Genomic DNA, 14,292 nt, shown 5'->3' on the forward strand with positions numbered 1-14,292 from the left:
CGAACCAACTTCCTGCGAAGCTACCGATTTCTCCCCTTCCAGTTGTTTCGCCGGTGACTCGATCCGAGGGCCACGACGAGAAACGCCGCCGCCAGGACCAACAAGACGACGCCCGCAACGGGTTGGCCGTCAGATGCGAAGATATAGACTCCGTAACCGACCGTCGCCGCGACGAGGCCGATCAGGATACTCGAGATTATGTGGACCGCCTCGAGCCGTCTCGTTTCGGCTTCCCGCCCGAGTTGCTCGCCCAGATCCGTCGCGTCCTGACCGAGATCCCACGCGAGAACGACACCGATAGTTGCGAGGACGGTCAGCTCGACGGATTCTCCCTGTAATCCGCTGACGACGACGCCGACAAAGATCGTCAGCGAGCCGATGTCGATGGCACCGCGATGTCCTCGAATGAGTCCGAACGCGAGGGTGGCCAGTCCGAGGAACCCGATGCCGAGCCCGTATCCCGATCCGATGCCGGCGGCGAGCACTGCGACAACCGCACCGGCGACTGCGACCGATCCGGAGAGCGTGGTGGGCTGGCGCGTGAGTTCGTTCATCGCTGATCACCTGCGTGCATGCGCGCGAACACTTCATCGATTGTCTCTTCGGGGCCCCAATCGACGACGGGAATCCCCGCCCGCTGGAGGTCAAACCGCCTGATCCGCCTGCCGACTCGAGCCAGCTGCTGGGCAGTCGTCCGCTCGGCCGTCGGATCGGGGGAGACGACGGTCACCGGATGTCCGTGTGCCTCCAACCGCTGGGCGATTTCGAGGCTCTCCGGATCACACAGCGGTGAAAACAGAAGAACCTGTGTTTCCGAGGTGAACCGCCGACGGAGCGTTCGAAGCTGTCCGTACCAGTGGGTCTCTCGTTCCGGCGGAACGGGCGAGAACTGCGGATGCGATGCGAGCAACTGCTCGAACTGGACTCGGTGGTGCCGTCCCGCTCCCGGTGCCAGCCAGCAAGGATCGTGGGTTGAAGAGGTGGCGGGTTTCGTCGATCGACTCGGACCTATTGCGGCGAGACCGACGGTATCGCCGTTTTCGAGGAGCGTCGCGGCCGTTCGTCCTGCCGCCGCCACTGACCGATCGACGGCGTGTCGTTCGTCGGGCGTCGGCGCGAGATAGGACGCCTTCCGGGTGTCGAGCAAAACAACGACCCGTGCGGCACGTTCCTCGTGAAACTCGAGCGTCGCGAGTTCGCCGGTCCGCGCGTGGCGATTCCAGTCGATTCGGTTGAGCGGGTCGTTTCGGCGGTACTCTCTGACTGAGTGGAAGGTGGTCCCCGATCCCCCGTCGGCCGTCTGGAGGCGACCGGAAAACGACGCCGCGGTCGCTCGAAGCGGCACCGCTGATGCGATGGGGCGCAGTACGGGATTCGAGGCGACCGTCGTCTCGCACTCGATATAGAACTCTTGCTCGGTCGAGCGGGAGAGATCACGCGTGAGCACGAGCGCGGGATCGAAGTCGTGCGTACCGCGACGGGCGGTGACGGTGTACTCCAGCGTGACCGATTCGCCTGGACGCAACGCGGTTCCGACCCGTGCCGCCCCGTCGGTGACGTTGAGACCCGCCGGAACGCCGTCGATGAGTCTGACGTCCGGAAGTAATCGGCCACTCTCGTTGGTCACTGTCAGTTCGACGTCGACCTCATCGCCCGGCTCCGGCTCCTCCGTTCCGAGCGTCCGCTCGAGGTCGATTTCGGGGACCGGCGGCTCGAAGGCCCGGGCGAAGCCGGCGTAGCCGACGCCGACAACGCCGGCGAGGACGACGGCAGACGACTCCGCCAGAACGCCGAGACCGACCGCGAACAGGGCAACGGCACCGACGCCGGTCCAGTACTCGGTCGATCGTCGACGGGACTGTTCGGTGCCCGTTATCTGTTTGGTCGTCGTTCGTGAGTTTCGTTCGTCCTCGTCGGCTTCCTCGTATTTCGGGAGCGAATCCGGAACCGAACGAGCTGATTCTCTCCCGTACCCGACAACAGCGATGCTCGCCCCGGCACGGCGGATACCGACACGGAACATCGTTTCTCGGTCGAGCGCGGCTGCGAGTCGCTTCCGGAGCGGGCGCGACGGTCGGTCGACTGATTCGGAGAGAAAGGCGGCCGCCTCCTTGTCAGCCGTCCACTCGCCGGTCTCGAGTTGTGTCGTCGCCTCCTCGACGGAATGGCCTTCGAACCTCGTGAGGACTGCAACGACACCGCCGCGGAGTCCGTCGACGAACCGCCGACTCATGACGGTGTAGTCTCCAGTCGCCTGACGGAACTGACCGATCGTTTCTCTGAGCGAGGTCCCCGGCGTTGGGACATGATAGGTTCGTTCGGGATCCGGCGTTCCAGTTTGTTCTCTGACACCGCGTCGACGAGAGAGCGCGGAGACGCCGCCAAGCAAGAGTCCACAGCCGACCACGATAAGTGAGCCCTGGCCGATACCGACGCTATAGACTCCAGTGAGGACGATTAATGCGCCGAGGAACGTGACGACGCCGAGCGCGAGCCACCCGGTTCGGACGCTCATCGCTGGTCACCCCCGAATTCCGTCGCCGTCGCTCCAGCGCCCCCATTCGGGTGCTCGTCCGGGGCCCCATCCACCGCGTACTCCGTTTCGATCTGTCGGAGAACCGAAACGGCGCGGTCTTCCATCTCGTCGGTCGTCTCCGTGCCACCGTAACGGACGTCCTCGAACAACCGTGTGAGGTCTTCGACGTGGTGGCGGGCTAGCCCAGCGTCTATCGCCGCATCCGCGAACTCCCGTGGCGTACTCGTCTCCGGCCGATCGACCTCGAGAAGTCCGGTCATCTCCTCCCACGCGCGGTACACTTCGTTATCTATTCCGTCCTCGTCAGTCGCTTCGATCCGCGTCGCAGCTCGCCCGGCCGCTTTGCCGACGGCGGCCTGCTCGGCGTCGTCTTCGCCCTCGAGAGCTGACTTTGCCTCAGCGGCGAGCTCGTCCTCGTCGGATCGCCGGCTCGTGAGCACGAGTGCGCCGACAAAGATAGCGGTGATGACTCCCAGCACACCCAGCAATGGAGCGAGCGAAATTGGGGTGGTGTCCCCTTCTCCTTCGCCGGGATCACCGCCGCCTTCCGCAGCCGGTTCGTCGACTGTCTCGTTCGAGAGTTCGAAGCTCGGTTCGGGACCGAACTCGGTGAACAGCCACACCAGTACAACGAGAACGATACACGCCGCGACGACGACAGCAGCCAATCGGAGGAGCTCTCGCCGATGGAAGAGCAGGTACCAGGCGAGCGCTATCGCGACGATAACGAGTAACGCGTAGACGAGGTACTCGAAAAATTGTGGGACGCCTTCACCGCCGACTCCCGGTTGCGCTGGTCCGTTCCCGGAGCCAGTTCCGGTCCCACTTCCCCCGCCTGATCCACCGGATCCGCCGGTTTCGATGGGAGAACGGACAGTGGCTGCGGCCAGTCCGATAGCGACGATGGCGACCAGCGCGGCACCGACTCGGAGGGCGAGATCGTTTCGGGACACCAGTTACTGCGCCTTTCGGTTCGACCACAATAAGTTCAATTGGTTCACACCAATGCCAGAACGATTGATACTGACGACTGTACGTCGTTCACCATTCTCGTCGCCCCAGGGGTGCGAGAATCTTCACAGAGGTACAGCCGGCAGTATGAGTTACCGGACGAAGACGGCGTCGGCTCGAGCGGGCGGGCCCTTCGTGCAGTTCCTTTCGTTGCCCTTAAGTACCCGACGAGGGTAGCAACCAATGCGATACGTGTAGGGGACGAGTCCCCGAGTCCGGAAGGGCGATAATACGAGACACGGTGTCGTGGTAGCCAAGCGGCCCAAGGCGCATGGTTGCTAACCATGTGGCGTCAAGCCTCCGGGGTTCAAATCCCCGCCACGACGTCGGATACACATCACTGACGCGCTTGCGTCAGTCCGCAGTACGCGAACGAAAGACAGAGATACACGACATATGAGCGAGGAAGAACCACAAGAACAAGAGGACGATGAAGATCTTCAGTACTTCGTCCGCATCGGCCAGGCCGACCTCGACGGGACGAAATCCGTCGAACGGTCCCTGTCCGAACTGAACGGAGTCGGTCGACGGACCGCCCGTATCATCGCGGAGGAAGCCAAGGTCGACCGGACCGCAACCTTCGGTCGCCTCGACGAAGATGTCATCGAAGAGGTCGTCGAACTCGTCGAAAACTACGCCGATGAAGTCCCTGAGTGGCTCACGAACCGCCAGCGAGACTTCTACACCGGCGAAACCACCCACGAGATCGGCAATGACCTCCAGTTGACTCGACAGCAAGATATCAACCGGATGAAGATGATCGACTCCTACAAAGGCGCCCGCCACAAGCGGGGCCAGAAGGTTCGCGGTCAGCGAACCAAGTCCACGGGCCGTACCGAGGGGACCATCGGAGTCAACGTCGAAGAAATCCGAGAAGAGCAGGCAGAGGAAGCTGCCGCCGAGGAGGATGACGAATAATGCCACTCGGAACCAACACCAAAAATTACGAAACGCCGAACCATCCGTATCAGGGCGAGCGTATCGCGAGCGAACACTCGCTGCTCGACCGCTACGGACTGGCGAACAAAGAAGAACTCTGGCGTGCACAGTCCCAGCTTCGCTCCTACCGACGCGAGGCTCGTGACCTGCTCGCACAGTCTGCCGACGACGAAGTCGTCGCCCGCCGTACCGAGGAGTTCCTCGGTCGGCTCGCACGTGTCGGCTACCTCGACGAAGCGGACGAACTCGGCGATATCCTCTCACTGGAAATCGAGGATGTCCTCGAGCGTCGTCTGCAGACGCTCGTCTACCGAAACGGACTGGCAAACACGCCACAGCAGGCGCGCCAGTTCATCGGTCACGGCCACGTGAAGGTCGACGACCGTCGACACACGGTGCCGTCCTACGTCGTCGACATCGACGAGGAAGACGACATCGAGTTCGACGAGAACAGTCCACTCGCGGACGAACTGCACCCGGAACGAGCGGAGGGACAATAACATGGCAGACGACGAAAAATGGGGCGTTGCCCACGTACACGCATCGTTCAACAACACCATCATGACCGTGACCGACCTCACGGGCGCGGAGACGATCGCGAAGTCCTCTGGTGGGACCGCGGTCAAGCAAAACCGCGACGAAGCGTCGCCGTACGCCGCCATGCAGATGGCCGAAGGGGTCGCTGAAGAAGTCAAAGCCGCCGGTATCACGGGCCTTCACGTCCGCGTTCGCGGCCCAGGTGGCAACCTACAGAAGTCACCCGGTCCCGGCGCACAGGCGACGATTCGCGCGCTCGCCCGCTCCGGCATCGAGATCGGTCGCATCGAAGACGTCACGCCGATCCCGCACGACGGATCGCGTGCACCGAAAGGCAAAGGCGGTTACTAAACCCATGACAGAAGAGTACGACGTCGAGTTCGTCGAAACCGGGGATCGAAAAGCCAGATTCCTCGTCCGCGGAGTCACACCCGCGTTCGCAAACGGCCTCCGTCGAGCGATGGTCGCCGACGTGCCGACGATGGCTATCGACGAAGTGCGATTCATCGAGAACTCATCGGTGATGTTCGACGAACAGCTCGCACTTCGACTCGGGCTCGTCCCGCTGACGACCCCACCAGAAGGCGAGTTCGTTGACGGCGATACCGTCACGCTCTCGATCGACGTCGAAGGGCCAGGAACCGCATACTCGGGCGATCTCGTCTCGAGTGACAGCCTCGTCCAGCCGGCCGAGGACAACGTTCCGATCATCGATCTCAAAGACGATCAGCGTCTCGAAGCCGAGGCCGACGCCCTCATCGAACGCGGGAAAGACCACGCCAAACATCAAGGCGGCGTGGCGGTCGGTTACCGACATCTCCAGCGCGTGGAAGTCGAAGGCGACCTTCCCGAGTTCGAGGACGAACGGTCCCAGATCGTTCGCGGCGTGATCGAGGACGACGGCGAGTTGGTCCCGACGAGCGAATTCGACGACGATCTGTCAAACCGGTATCCCGGCAAGGAAGTCAGCGTCGAAGACGTGCCGAACGCCTTCGTCTTCCACGTCGAAACCGACGGCTCGTTTACCGTCGACGAACTCGTCACCCGAGCCGTCGAATCGCTCGAGGCTCGCGCGACGGAACTCGAAGAAGCAGTACAGCTATAATCAACGGATGACACTACCCCAACTCTCTCACACCCAGACGATGGCCGCCGCCGCCGTACGCTACGAGAGCGGCGCGCCTGCAGTCACTCGAATCGAAAGGGGTTTGAAGGGGCGAGGGGTAGATGGAAGTGCGGGCAGGGATAGCCAAGTCAGGCCAACGGCGCAGCGTTCAGGGCGCTGTCTCGTAGGAGTCCGCAGGTTCAAATCCTGCTCCCTGCATCACTTCTTCGGGATTCTCACGTCGAGAATCCCAGCTTTGCAGTATTTGGAGGACACCAATGAGTAGTAAAACCAATCCGAGGCTCAACGATCTTATCGCCGAGCTGAAGTCCGCCTCGCGTAGCGCGGACGCAGATGTCTGGCGTGATATCGCGGATCGTCTCGAGAAACCCCGACGGAGTCACGCGGAAGTGAACCTGGGTCGCATCGAACGATACGCACGAGAAGAAGAGACAGTCGTCGTTCCCGGCAAAGTGCTGGGTTCGGGCGCACTGCAGAAAAACGTCACCGTCGCCGCCGTCGACTTCTCGTCGTCGGCAGAGACGAAGATCGACCAGGTCGGCGAGCCAGTACCGCTCGAGCAAGTGCTCGAAGAAAACCCAGAAGGAAGCAACGTCCGGGTGATCGCATGAGCTACGCAGAGTTCGATGCAGACGTCGTCGTCGATGCCCGAGACTGTATCCTCGGTCGCGTCGCCAGTCAGGTCGCACAGCGTGCGCTTGACGGCGAGACCGTTGCCGTGGTCAACGCCGAAGATGCGGTCATCACCGGCGACAGAGAGGACGTCTTCGACAACTACCGGACGCGGACCCAGCTCAGTTCGGATAAGGATCCTTCGTACCCACGTCGTCCAGACATGATCTTCAAGCGATCCATCCGAGGGATGTTGCCACACAAGAAGCCACGCGGTCGCGAGGCGTTCGAAAGCGTTCGCGTCTACGTCGGCAACCCCTACGAACACAACGACGACCACGAGGCGGAGATTCTCGAGGATACGTCGCTCGATCGCCTCTCGAACATCCGCTTCGTTCACCTTCACGAAGTCGCAGAACAGTTAGGTGCTAACGTCACATGGTAACGAACACAAGTGGTAAAAAGAAGACTGCCGTCGCTCGCGCAACCGTACAGGACGGCGAGGGTCGTGTCAGAATCAACTCCCAGCCGGTCGAGCTGGTCGAGCCGGAAATGTCCCGGCTCAAGATGCTCGAACCGTTCCGTATCGCTGGTGACGACCTCCGAAGCGGGGTCGACATCGACGTTCGCGTCGAGGGTGGCGGAATCAGCGGACAGGCAGACGCCGTCCGAACCGCCATCGCACGCGGCATCGTTCAGCATTCGAACGACGCTGAACTCCGCGACGCGTACCTGGAGTTCGATCGCTCGTTGCTCGTCAACGACGTTCGACAGTCCGAACCCAAAAAGTGGGGCGGCCCGGGCGCTCGGGCCCGCTACCAGAAATCGTACCGCTAAGGTGATTCAGATATGATGGTACCGGTCCGGTGTTTCACGTGTGGTAACGTCGTCGCCGAACACTGGGAAGAATTTGACGAGCGAGCAAACGACGGAGACGAAGATCCCGAAGCGGTGCTGGACGAACTCGGGGTCGAGCGCTACTGCTGTCGGCGCATGCTCGTCTCTCACCGTGACCTCGTCGACGTCGTCTCACCATACCAGTAATGCAACAGCAACACTACAACCGTTATGAGAAGGCACGAATCCTCGGCGCTCGAGCCCTGCAGGTGTCCTACGGTGCGCCCGTTCTAATCGACACCGACCAGACCGAGCCGATTCTCGTCGCCGCCGAAGAGTACGACGCCGATGCACTGCCGTTTACGGTCAAACGAGGGAACCAATGACGCTAATCACCGACGTTCGGCTCCGCCGAATACTCGACTCGCGGGGGAACCCAACCGTCGAGGCTGATGTGCTGACCGAAAGCGGCGGATTCGGTCGTGCTGCGGCTCCGTCGGGAGCCAGCACGGGCGAGTACGAAGCGATCGAACGCCCAGCCAGTGAGGCGATCGCAGCAGCACGGGAACATGCTGTTCCACGACTCGTCGGTGAAACCTACGCGGGCAATCAGCGGGAGGTCGACGGTGCACTCCGCGCCGCGGACGGCACCGACGACTTCTCGAAGATCGGTGCCAACAGCGCCGTCGCCATCTCGATGGCCGCGGCGAAAGCAGGTGCCGACGTGCTTGGTGCCCCGCTGTTCCAGCATCTCGGTGGAACCTTCCGCGGGCAGAACTTCCCGATTCCGCTGGGCAACGTCGTCGGCGGCGGCGAACACGCCGCCGACGCGACGGACATCCAGGAGTTCCTGTCGGCACCCGTCGGCGCGCCGAGCGTCGCCGATGCCGTCTTCGCGAACGCGGCCGTTCACGAGACGGTTGCACAATTGCTCGCAGAACGCGATGTCGCCTGCGGGAAAGGCGACGAGGGCGCGTGGGCACCGTCGATCGACGACGACGAAGCGTTCGAACTCGTCGACGAGGCCGTCTCGACCGTCTCCGATGAGGTCGGCTTCGAAATCGGCTTCGGGCTCGACGTCGCCGCCGCGGAGATGTACGACGAGGACGAGGGCGTCTACGAGTACAGCGAGACGACCTGTAACACGGACGAACAGATCGAATATATCGCAACACTCGTCGACGAATACGACCTCGTCTACGTCGAAGATCCCCTCGACGAGAACGACTACGACGCGTTCGCGGAGTTAACTGACAGAGTCGGAGATCAAACGCTCATCTGCGGTGACGATCTGTTCGTCACCAACACCGAGCGACTCGCGACCGGGATCGATCGCGGCGCGGCAAACAGCATCCTGATCAAACCGAACCAGATCGGGACTCTCACTGACGCCTTCGACGCGATCGAACTCGCGACCGAGCACGGCTACGATTCGGTCGTCTCCCACCGTTCGGGCGAGACCGAAGACACGACGATCGCACACCTCGCCGTCGCGACCGATGCCCCGTTCATCAAGACGGGTGCTGTCGGCGGCGAGCGAACCGCAAAGCTCAACGAGCTCATCAGAATCGCAGACGACGCGACATGACTGAAAACGACGCACAACAGGAAGGGCTCGACGCCGCCGAGGAGGAGATCGACGAGGAGCCAGCCGAAGGGGCTGGTCCCGCCGCCGATCCCGCCGACGACGTCGAGCCAGTAGACGAACAGTCCGCCGACGCCGACGAACCGGCCGAGGCCGAATCAACCGAGGAAGACGCAGGTCCAACTCTCGACGACGACGTAATGTCGGACGAGGAAGCGGACCTGCTCATCCCCGTCGAGGATTACCTCGGTGCCGGTGTCCACATCGGTACCCAGCAAAAGACCGCCGACATGGAGCGGTTCATCCACCGCGTCCGAACCGACGGTCTCTACGTCCTCGACGTCTCAAAGACCGACGGCCGTATCCGAACGGCCGCGGACTTCCTCTCGAACTACAACGCCGAGCAAGTCCTCGTCACCTCGAGTCGCCAGTACGGCCGCTTCCCGGCGGAGAAGTTCGCCGAGGCCGTCGGCGCTCGAGCGCGAACGGGTCGATTCATCCCGGGGACGCTCACCAATCCAAAGTACGACGGCTACATCGAACCCGATGTCGTCGTCGTCACGGACCCGATCGGTGACGCCCAGGCCGTCAAGGAGGCCATCACCGTCGGGATTCCCGTCATCGCAATGTGTGACTCGAACAACCAGACCAGTAACGTCGACCTCGTCGTTCCGACGAACAACAAGGGCCGAAAGGCGCTCTCGGTCGTCTACTGGCTGCTCGCGAACGAAGTCCTCGACAAGCGCGGTGCCGAACCGTCCTACTCCCTCGAGGACTTCGAGAGTATGGTCTAAGGAAGCGCGAATTTTCACTATTCTGTAATCCACCGATAGCCGAGCGTCCGCTGGAAATACGATAGCTGCTGGACTCGGATACTATGCCAACGAACGATTGATAGGGTTCAGTTTGCGGTCGCGTCGACCAGTTCCTGAACGCGCGCGGCTGCATCCGAAGCCGTCGCTCCGAACACGAACGTGATGGGTTCGATGCCGAATGCGCCGCGGTGGTAAGCCACCCGTGGAACGCCGCCTCGCTCTTCGAATCGATTGCTGAGGTGCTCGCCGCGATCCTCGTAGTCGGCATCGAACTCGAGGGGCTCGTACCCGAGCGCGGTCGCGGCCTCGAGCACGCTGTCGTCGGTCGCGATATTGATCGCGCCTCGAGTTTCCGGGTCGGCCGTGCTCGCAGCCAGAAGCGCCGTTGAAACGTGGCTCGAGGCACCGAACTCGGGGTTCGCTGGTACTTCGACGCGACCGCTCATCGAGTAAATTCGGCCGGGGATCGCGGCGACGTCGGTTTCGTCGCCCGCATCCGGTAGCGCCATCCCGACGTTGGTTCCGACGTTCGGGACGTACTCGGCCATCCCAGGAATCGTCGCGAGGGTGCGTGCGGCAGACCGGACGTTCGCGAGGACATCGCGTTCGATTCGAACGTCCGTATCGAGTCCGCGAACGCAGAGATCACAGCCAAGTCCCTGCAGTTCGGGCATCTCCTCTTCGTGGAGTTCGCAGATGGGGCCCCGATCCTCGAGGCGTTGGACGAGCGCGAGCAGTTCGGCGAGGGCGTCGTAACCGTCCATCTCCCCGTTGTGGAGCCCTTCCGCGAGTCGGTCGACCGTCGCCACGGTATCCGGATCGTTTCGAAAGCGCTCGTCTCCGTTCGCTTCTCCGGCGACGTACTTGCTGATTGCAGCCTGCGTAACGCTGAGGTTGGCCGCGATCTCTTTTTGAGTCATCCCGCGTTCGGACAGCCTCGTCGCGAGCATCGCTCGGACGGTCGGGAGGAATCGGTCGACGACGAGTTCGCTCGGCAGGACCAGCGACATTTGCTCGAGGGTTGTGTTGACAGTGCCATAAGTCCGACTACAGCGGTCTCGAAGACAGATCCTATTCGGTGTCAGACATTATTATACTCACGACTGCTCACGAGTGGGTGACTGAATAGACAGTAACTACTCGTATACAACACCGAAGGACAATCTCATAGATCGAATGCACGATGACTGCGATTGTCGGATTCACTGAAGGTCAACCGAGAGAGTGATAGATTCGTTAGCGTATCACCCGTTCAATTCTCGTTCGGTAGTAGTCGAGTTGTGGGTGTATACGATACTGATCGCTGTTGTGCAAATGGCCGCACAGCTGATTTCCGAGAGCGATTACAGTAAGATCGACTCGAGCGACGCGTAGAATACGATCGTCGCAAACACGAGCAGAATGACTGCGTATCCCCCGGATTTCAGCATCTGATTGTGGAGGACCGATCTAAGAACTGCAGTCCCCTGATCCGAGAGACTCATTGGTACATCGTCAGAACCTCGAATAAGCGCCGTTCCCTGATCCACATCGATTTGGCCATGGATGGAAAGCTGAGACCCTTGGGGCAGTGCCCGTAGTTCGAGCAAATACGTTTTTGCACTGTTTTCGGCCTGTGTGTGAACATCCGACGAGAGTACGGTCTTTTTGCTGAGTTCGAACGACTCTTCGGTGGTGGTTACGTGGACGTACGGTGTTTTCCATGCTTCTTTCGAACGGAGCCCTGATCAATCCAGATCGGCTGCTGAAAGCGATTGGAGTTTCCCGTCGCCGTGGCGTTGAACAAGCCAGGTAGGATCCACCTGTACCGCTTTTCCTGCTGTATCGACGCTGAACGTGCCGGAGTCGATCCCCGACGCAACTGTTGTCCAGTCTCCACTAACCCCTAGTTTTTCATCGTGTTTACTCCGTTTTCCACGACGAAGACGCCAAACTACGAGCGCGGGCCGAGGGACCGACTCGAGGAGTGGCTCGCTCCCAGGTGTCGGTACTGGTTCGTCAACAACCACATCCCCGCTGATCGTTACTTCGGTACCGTCAACAATACTGGCGGCCCCTGCATCATCTTCGGTAATCGAGTGATATGCGTTTCTGACGTTTCCGGCCCGGTGTGCATACCAGATCGACGCACCAAGTAATCCGCTACCAAGAAGGAGTCCAAACGTATCTGGCATTGGTATTGCTAAGAATTCACATATTTATATTAGATCATAAGTCCGCCTGCGCTGACGACTCCCTAAAGCGGCCAGCAGCGCCGGGGCAGCGAAAGACATACCTACCGAGATGAGACAGTACGCGTATGAGAGAGTACCTCTTCACCTTCGAGAAAGGACGGATGCCGCCGGCCGTCATACTGGCGACGGGCGTTCTGTTCGCAATCTTCGCGATCGGAATCGCGTATCAGCTACTGACTGCACTGATTCTTTAACGCTGGTACCAGACGATAGCGCCGAACTAGCAACAGTCGAGACCGTTCGGCGTGCGGATCTGTTGCAGGGGACTTCCAGAGGACAGGTATTAAGCCGAGACACGCGAATCTGTCGGTAATGGCACTCTCGAGCGCTCCCGGCAAGGTGTATTTATTCGGGGAGCATGCAGTCGTCTACGGTGAACCCGCGGTACCGTGTGCGATCGAGCAACGGGCGCGAGTCGACGTCGAACGACGCGACGACGAGAAGATTCGGGTCGAAGCCGAGGATCTCAGTCTTGACGGGTTTACCGTCGAGTACAGTGGACGGACCGAAGAAGAGCCCGATATCGACGTTTCCGAGTCGCTACTTGCGGCGGCGACGGGATACGTCGACGAAGCGATTTCGCAGGTTCGGTCCGTAACCGGTCGGGAGGATGTCGGCTTCGACGTCACGATCGAGAGCGACATCCCACTCGGGGCGGGGCTCGGCTCTTCGGCCGCTGTCGCCGTTGCTGCGATCGACGCGGGGACTCGAGAACTCGGCACTACCCTCGAGATCGACGAAGTTGCGGAACGGGCGTTCCAGACCGAGTACGAGGTCCAAGAGGGGCAGGCCTCGCGAGCGGACACGTTTTGCTCTGCAACCGGCGGTGCAGTCCGGGTCGAAGGCGACGACTGTCGCTCGATCGACGCGCCGGATCTCCCGATCGTGATCGGGTTCGACGGCGGCGCGGGTGACACGGGAAAACTCGTCGCGGGCGTCCGAGACTTGCGCGAGGAGTACGAGTTCGCGTCCGATACCGTCGAGTCGATCGGGAACATCGTTCGAAACGGTGAAAAGGCGCTCCAGAACGGGGATATCGAGGAGATCGGTCGATTGATGGATTTCAACCACGGACTGCTCTCTGCGCTCGGCGTCTCGGCGCGTTCGCTCGATGCGATGGTCTGGGCGGCACGAGACGCTGACGCCTACGGCGCGAAGCTGACCGGCTCGGGAGGCGGCGGCTGTATCGTCGCCCTCGATCCCACCGAAGCGACCGAAACGGCGCTGAAGTTCACCCCCGGGTGCGAAGACGCGTTTCGCGCGGAACTCGCCGAGGACGGGGTGCGAAGATTGGAATGAGCGCGACTATTTTGAAACTCGGCGGAAGCGTCATCACCGACAAGGATCGCGCCGAAACGCTCGATGGACCAGGCCTCGAGCGATCGGCAGCCGCGATCGCTTCGGCCATAGGCGACGGGGCGCTCGAGGACGGCCTCGTTATCGTCCACGGCGGCGGGAGCTTCGGTCACCATCACGCGAGCGAGCACGGCGTTACGACGACCGAGGGGACGGACGAGATCGGACCGGCGATGGATATTCACGGCGCGATGGAGACGCTGAATCGGTTCGTCCTCTCTCGGCTCCACGAACAGGATGTCCCGGCGATCCCGGTGCACCCCTTTTCTGCGGCTCACCGCGACGGATCCGGAACGCTTTACCTCCCGACCGGCCAGATCGAAACGATGCTCGAGGAGGGGTTCGTTCCCGTCCTCTACGGCGACCTCGTCGCAAATACTGGCGCGGGGGCGACGATCGTCAGCGGCGACGAACTGGTTACGGAATTGGCTCGAGCGCTCGAGGCGAATCGTATCGGGCTCTGTTCGACCGTCCCCGGCGTCCTCGACGACGATGAGGAGGTCGTCGACCGAATCACGTCGTTCGAGGATGTCGACTCAATTCTCGGTGAAAGCGAGTCGACGGACGTTACCGGCGGCATGGCGGGAAAAGTACGGACGTTACTCGAGCTCGATGCCCCGGCCTCGATTTTCGGGCTGGAGTCGATCGACGCGTTCCTTGCCGGCGAAGCAGTCGGGACGAATATCGAATAACACGTCTGATAG

Annotated in this window: 20 protein-coding genes and 2 tRNA genes; 16 read left to right on the forward strand and 6 right to left on the reverse strand. The window is 61.4% G+C overall.

Annotated elements, in window-relative coordinates; translation table 11 throughout:
* Positions 1-20 precede the first annotated feature (20 nt).
* From QNM96_RS06985 to QNM96_RS06995, 3 genes are read right to left on the reverse strand one after another with little or no spacing between them, the layout of a single operon-like run.
* On the reverse strand, positions 21-554 hold the full coding sequence (locus QNM96_RS06985; RefSeq protein WP_283835322.1) for a hypothetical protein: 534 nt from the start codon (positions 552-554) through the stop codon (positions 21-23).
* The gene (locus tag QNM96_RS06990; protein ID WP_283835323.1) at positions 551-2,515 is read right to left on the reverse strand and encodes a DUF58 domain-containing protein; all 1,965 of its coding nucleotides are present in this window, start codon (positions 2,513-2,515) and stop codon (positions 551-553) included. The genes QNM96_RS06985 and QNM96_RS06990 overlap by 4 nt, the downstream gene beginning before the upstream one ends.
* Positions 2,512-3,489 carry a DUF4129 domain-containing protein gene (locus QNM96_RS06995; protein WP_283835324.1) on the reverse strand — a complete coding sequence of 326 codons (978 nt, stop codon included), beginning with the start codon at positions 3,487-3,489 and terminating at the stop codon, positions 2,512-2,514. Before QNM96_RS06995 ends, QNM96_RS06990 begins: the two co-directional genes overlap by 4 nt.
* Positions 3,490-3,790: 301 nt before the next feature.
* Between QNM96_RS06995 and QNM96_RS07000 the strand changes: the two genes are divergently transcribed.
* From QNM96_RS07000 to rpsB, 13 genes are all read left to right on the forward strand, one after another.
* Positions 3,791-3,873: transfer RNA gene (locus tag QNM96_RS07000), tRNA-Ser, on the forward strand.
* A 70-nt stretch (positions 3,874-3,943) separates the two neighbouring features.
* Entirely contained in the window at positions 3,944-4,465 is a 522-nt protein-coding gene (locus tag QNM96_RS07005) for a 30S ribosomal protein S13 (RefSeq protein WP_283835326.1), read from the forward strand.
* Positions 4,465-4,986: a 30S ribosomal protein S4 gene (locus QNM96_RS07010; RefSeq protein WP_283835328.1), complete on the forward strand. Its 522-nt coding sequence runs from the start codon at positions 4,465-4,467 to the stop codon at positions 4,984-4,986. The genes QNM96_RS07005 and QNM96_RS07010 overlap by 1 nt, the downstream gene beginning before the upstream one ends.
* Before the next feature lies 1 nt (position 4,987).
* Positions 4,988-5,374, forward strand: a complete 387-nt coding sequence (locus QNM96_RS07015; RefSeq protein ID WP_283835330.1) for a 30S ribosomal protein S11 — start codon at positions 4,988-4,990, stop codon at positions 5,372-5,374.
* Between the two features lie 4 nt (positions 5,375-5,378).
* On the forward strand, positions 5,379-6,128 hold the full coding sequence (locus tag QNM96_RS07020) for a DNA-directed RNA polymerase subunit D (RefSeq protein ID WP_283835332.1): 750 nt from the start codon (positions 5,379-5,381) through the stop codon (positions 6,126-6,128).
* A 134-nt stretch (positions 6,129-6,262) separates the two neighbouring features.
* Positions 6,263-6,347 (forward strand) — tRNA-Leu (locus QNM96_RS07025).
* Between the two features lie 59 nt (positions 6,348-6,406).
* Positions 6,407-6,760: a 50S ribosomal protein L18e gene (locus QNM96_RS07030; protein ID WP_049952953.1), complete on the forward strand. Its 354-nt coding sequence runs from the start codon at positions 6,407-6,409 to the stop codon at positions 6,758-6,760.
* A complete protein-coding gene (locus QNM96_RS07035) occupies positions 6,757-7,206 on the forward strand; it encodes a 50S ribosomal protein L13 (protein ID WP_283835334.1) in 450 nt (149 codons plus the stop codon). Before QNM96_RS07030 ends, QNM96_RS07035 begins: the two co-directional genes overlap by 4 nt.
* Complete coding sequence (locus tag QNM96_RS07040; protein WP_283835336.1) at positions 7,200-7,598, forward strand: 30S ribosomal protein S9; 399 nt, start codon at positions 7,200-7,202, stop codon at positions 7,596-7,598. Before QNM96_RS07035 ends, QNM96_RS07040 begins: the two co-directional genes overlap by 7 nt.
* Positions 7,599-7,610: 12 nt before the next feature.
* A complete protein-coding gene (locus QNM96_RS07045) occupies positions 7,611-7,805 on the forward strand; it encodes a DNA-directed RNA polymerase subunit N (protein WP_283835337.1) in 195 nt (64 codons plus the stop codon).
* Positions 7,805-7,984, forward strand: a complete 180-nt coding sequence (locus QNM96_RS07050) for a DNA-directed RNA polymerase subunit K (RefSeq protein ID WP_283835338.1) — start codon at positions 7,805-7,807, stop codon at positions 7,982-7,984. Before QNM96_RS07045 ends, QNM96_RS07050 begins: the two co-directional genes overlap by 1 nt.
* Entirely contained in the window at positions 7,981-9,186 is a 1,206-nt protein-coding gene (gene eno / locus QNM96_RS07055) for a phosphopyruvate hydratase (RefSeq protein WP_283835339.1), read from the forward strand. The genes QNM96_RS07050 and eno overlap by 4 nt, the downstream gene beginning before the upstream one ends.
* Positions 9,183-9,977: a 30S ribosomal protein S2 gene (rpsB, locus tag QNM96_RS07060; RefSeq protein WP_283835340.1), complete on the forward strand. Its 795-nt coding sequence runs from the start codon at positions 9,183-9,185 to the stop codon at positions 9,975-9,977. Before eno ends, rpsB begins: the two co-directional genes overlap by 4 nt.
* 107 nt (positions 9,978-10,084) lie before the next feature.
* Here rpsB and QNM96_RS07065 read toward each other — a convergent pair whose 3' ends face one another.
* From QNM96_RS07065 to QNM96_RS07075, 3 genes are all read right to left on the reverse strand, one after another.
* Positions 10,085-11,008, reverse strand: coding sequence for a thiamine-phosphate synthase family protein (locus QNM96_RS07065; protein ID WP_283835341.1), 924 nt, complete (start codon positions 11,006-11,008; stop codon positions 10,085-10,087).
* Positions 11,009-11,341: 333 nt separating this feature from the next.
* Positions 11,342-11,482, reverse strand: coding sequence for a hypothetical protein (locus tag QNM96_RS07070; protein WP_283835342.1), 141 nt, complete (start codon positions 11,480-11,482; stop codon positions 11,342-11,344).
* Positions 11,483-11,725: 243 nt separating this feature from the next.
* Positions 11,726-12,172: a hypothetical protein gene (locus QNM96_RS07075; RefSeq protein ID WP_283835343.1), complete on the reverse strand. Its 447-nt coding sequence runs from the start codon at positions 12,170-12,172 to the stop codon at positions 11,726-11,728.
* Positions 12,173-12,297: 125 nt separating this feature from the next.
* Here QNM96_RS07075 and QNM96_RS07080 point away from each other — a divergent pair, with 125 nt between their 5' ends.
* From QNM96_RS07080 to QNM96_RS07090, 3 genes are all read left to right on the forward strand, one after another.
* Complete coding sequence (locus tag QNM96_RS07080; RefSeq protein ID WP_283835344.1) at positions 12,298-12,426, forward strand: hypothetical protein; 129 nt, start codon at positions 12,298-12,300, stop codon at positions 12,424-12,426.
* Positions 12,427-12,544: 118 nt separating this feature from the next.
* Entirely contained in the window at positions 12,545-13,531 is a 987-nt protein-coding gene (gene mvk / locus QNM96_RS07085) for a mevalonate kinase (RefSeq protein WP_283835345.1), read from the forward strand.
* Positions 13,528-14,280 (forward strand): isopentenyl phosphate kinase, encoded by a 753-nt coding sequence (locus QNM96_RS07090; RefSeq protein ID WP_283835346.1) that lies wholly within the window; start codon positions 13,528-13,530, stop codon positions 14,278-14,280. The genes mvk and QNM96_RS07090 overlap by 4 nt, the downstream gene beginning before the upstream one ends.
* Positions 14,281-14,292: the final 12 nt, after the last annotated feature.

Origin of the sequence: Halostagnicola sp. A-GB9-2 (assembly GCF_030068615.1) — an archaeon.
Classification (GTDB): domain Archaea; phylum Halobacteriota; class Halobacteria; order Halobacteriales; family Natrialbaceae; genus Halostagnicola.